Annotated in this window: 3 protein-coding genes; all 3 read right to left on the bottom strand. The window is 60.5% G+C overall.

Annotation, left to right across the window (positions count from 1 at the left end; all coding sequences use genetic code 11):
- Positions 1–1,250 (bottom strand): PhnE/PtxC family ABC transporter permease (locus tag ACLHHB_RS09775; protein WP_410218093.1); only part of this gene is annotated, 1,250 nt, incomplete at its 3' end.
- Positions 1,247–2,092 carry a phosphonate ABC transporter, permease protein PhnE gene (gene phnE / locus ACLHHB_RS09770; protein ID WP_410218092.1) on the bottom strand — a complete coding sequence of 282 codons (846 nt, stop codon included), beginning with the start codon at positions 2,090–2,092 and terminating at the stop codon, positions 1,247–1,249. The genes ACLHHB_RS09775 and phnE, both read right to left, overlap by 4 nt.
- Before the next feature lie 60 nt (positions 2,093–2,152).
- On the bottom strand, positions 2,153–2,749 hold a 597-nt coding region (gene phnD / locus ACLHHB_RS09765; protein WP_410218091.1), incomplete at its 5' end, for a phosphate/phosphite/phosphonate ABC transporter substrate-binding protein.

The following is a 2,749-nucleotide window of genomic DNA, read 5'->3' as shown; positions in this document are numbered from 1 at the left end:
TTTTCCCAATCCTGCGTCGTCTGAATGGCCTGCGTCAGCAGCAGACCGATGCCACCGCCGGTGATCGCCCCGATGATCGTGGCGCTGCGCGTGTTCGATTCCAGAAAATACAGCATTTGCGACAGCAGCACCGGCATCACCTGCGGGATCACCCCGAACCGGTATTTCTGAATGACATTCGCCCCCGTCGACTGGATCCCCTCAATCGGCTTCTTGTCGACATTCTCCAGGGCTTCGGAAAAGAGCTTTCCGAAGCTGCCAGTGTCGGTCAGCAGGATTGCGAGTGCCCCGGTCAAGGGTCCTGGACCGAAGGCACGGGACAGGATTATGGTGAAGATCAGTGCATCGACCCCGCGAGCGAAATCGAAGATGCGTCGGATCCCGAAACGCAACCAGCGCGAAGGGGTGAAATTCTGGGCCGCCAGAAATGCCAGCGGCAGTGCAATGAAGGCAGCACCGAAGGTCCCAAGGAACGCCATCAGGATCGTCTCGAAGATCGCCCAGGCCACGGCGCCATGTTGCCAGATGTCGTTGGTCCAGAAATCCGAGAGCGCCAGGCTCAGATTGCTGCGGTCGGTGACCAGACGTTCTCCCCACAAAACCATGGCGACCACTTGGCTGGCGGTCATGCCGGAATAAGGGCTGGCAAGATCGAAGAAGAACATCTCCCATCCCCAGAAATAGCGCAGGGTTTCCGTGCGCGACCGGGTGGCGGTGAGGCGACCCTGATTGGTGGTGATGGTCACCCGGGCAGAAGAAGCGTTGATGAATTCGGCCGCCGCTCCGCCCGGAGTCTGCACCAAGATCTCGTCGCCAATGTCCAGCGCGATGGGACCATAATCAGGAATGTCATAGATCACGCGCGGACCGTCATAGGTCACGACATGGCCGGCACCGAGGTCAATGCGGGTCAAGGGCCCCTGTGTTTCGACCCAGTTTGGCAGGCGGTCAGACGCATAGGTGGCACGACTGGAACCTTCGACACTGACGGAAACGGCTTCGCGACGATTGTCGCGGGTGACATGGATCTTGTGGGTGACCATGTCCGCTACCAGTACTGCAGCATTATCCAATCGTGCCCGCTGCGCCAACCCGGCCAAATCAAAGGCCACGGCAACATAGGCTAGATAGAGGACAATCATGGCCGGAACTGCCAGCGCCACGCGTCGCTTGCGGTCTAGCGTACGCAGTGTGCGAGCAAACAGCGCGGTGTCTGGCCCTGATAGTTCGGTGGTTGTTGAAGCGATCATGTTGGCGCTCCATGAGTCAGGCGGTGACGGGCGAAGCCTGAGATCTGGTCGACGATGATGATGGTCGCGAACAGCATCAGGAAGATGGCGGCGGCCTGATCAAACTTTCCCTGGCCGAAGGTCATGGCATTGCGCAGTTCATAGCCGATGCCGCCCGCTCCGACGAAACCAAGAATGGCCGAGGCCCGGATGTTTACCTCCAGTCTCAGCAAGCCATAGGACAGGTAGTTCGGGGCAACCTGCGGCAGAACGCCCAGCCAGATGCGCTGAGACCAGTTGGCGCCGACCGAGGCTAGCCCCTGGACCGGTTTCAGATCGACGTTCTCGTTCACCTCGGAAAACAGCTTGCCCATCGCGCCAGCCGTATGGATCGCGATGGCGATCACCGCGGGAACCGGCCCGCCGCCCAGCACGAAGATGAGAACCAAGGCGATCACGATCTCAGGGATTGCGCGGCAGATGTCGGACAGGCGTCGTGCCACGGGCACCATCCGCGGCCAAGGCGCAAGGCCGCGCGTGGCCGCCAAGGATAGGGCGGTGCCCGAAATGCAACCAAGAAGCGTGGCAACCAACGCGATGTTCAGCGTTTCCACAAGGGCGGGAACGGCGCGGAACATATGACCGGGCAGGTTTCCGGCCTTGGCGATTGCCTCGCTGATCAGGGCAGCAGGAAAGTCGCCGACCTGATGCAGTCCCTGCCAGAAGCCGCCAGCATTGCGTGCATCGGCCGTGCGGAACCCTGCCACCATCATGGCCACGAAGATGACGACGAGCAGCCCGCCATAGATGCGGCGCCGCCGCGTCAGCGCGAGGTAATCGTCGCGGATATCGGAGAGCGCCATTGGACCCCTGGGATATGAAAAGGCCGGACCCGAGAAAGGTCCGGCCAGCAAAAGAAGGTGTCAGTTCATTTCGGCGCGGCGGATGTCGATGATGGTCTGGTATTCGTCGTGTGTGACAGGGCTGAAACCGGCGGTCTCGCCTGAGGCAACACCATAAGCGCAGTCGGGGTCGGCCTCATGCAGCCCGGCCACCAGATCGATGATCGTGGTCTTGACTCCGGCTGGGAGATCCTTGCGCACCACGACCGGTCCTTCCGGGATGGGCGAGGATTTCCAGATCTCGACAATGTCGTTCATGTCGACGATGCCGGCATCGGCGGCCTTGCGCAGTGCGCCAGAGTTATAGCCGTCAGCCCAATCGCCTTGCCCGTCGGCCCAGGTTACGCCTGCGTCATAGTCACCATTCACGACTGCAATGATCGACTGCTCATGACCGCCGGAAAAACCGATGCGGCTGAAATATTCGCCTTCCTCCATGGAATAGCCTGCCTCGGGCAGTTCAACGTTCGGGATCAGGAAGCCCGAGGTCGAGTTCGGGTCTGCAAAGGCAAAGCTCTTGCCTTCCATGTCATCCAGCGAGGTGATGCCGCTGTCGGCGCGAGCAAACCCGATGGAGTGATAGGTATAGCTGCCATCCAGATTGGTCTTGACCAGGAC

The sequence above is a fragment of the Paracoccus sp. (in: a-proteobacteria) genome, assembly GCF_046462195.1.
Lineage (GTDB): Bacteria > Pseudomonadota > Alphaproteobacteria > Rhodobacterales > Rhodobacteraceae > Paracoccus.
Note: the sequence above shows the minus strand (reverse complement) of the source record. Positions and strands in the feature narration are given on the sequence as shown.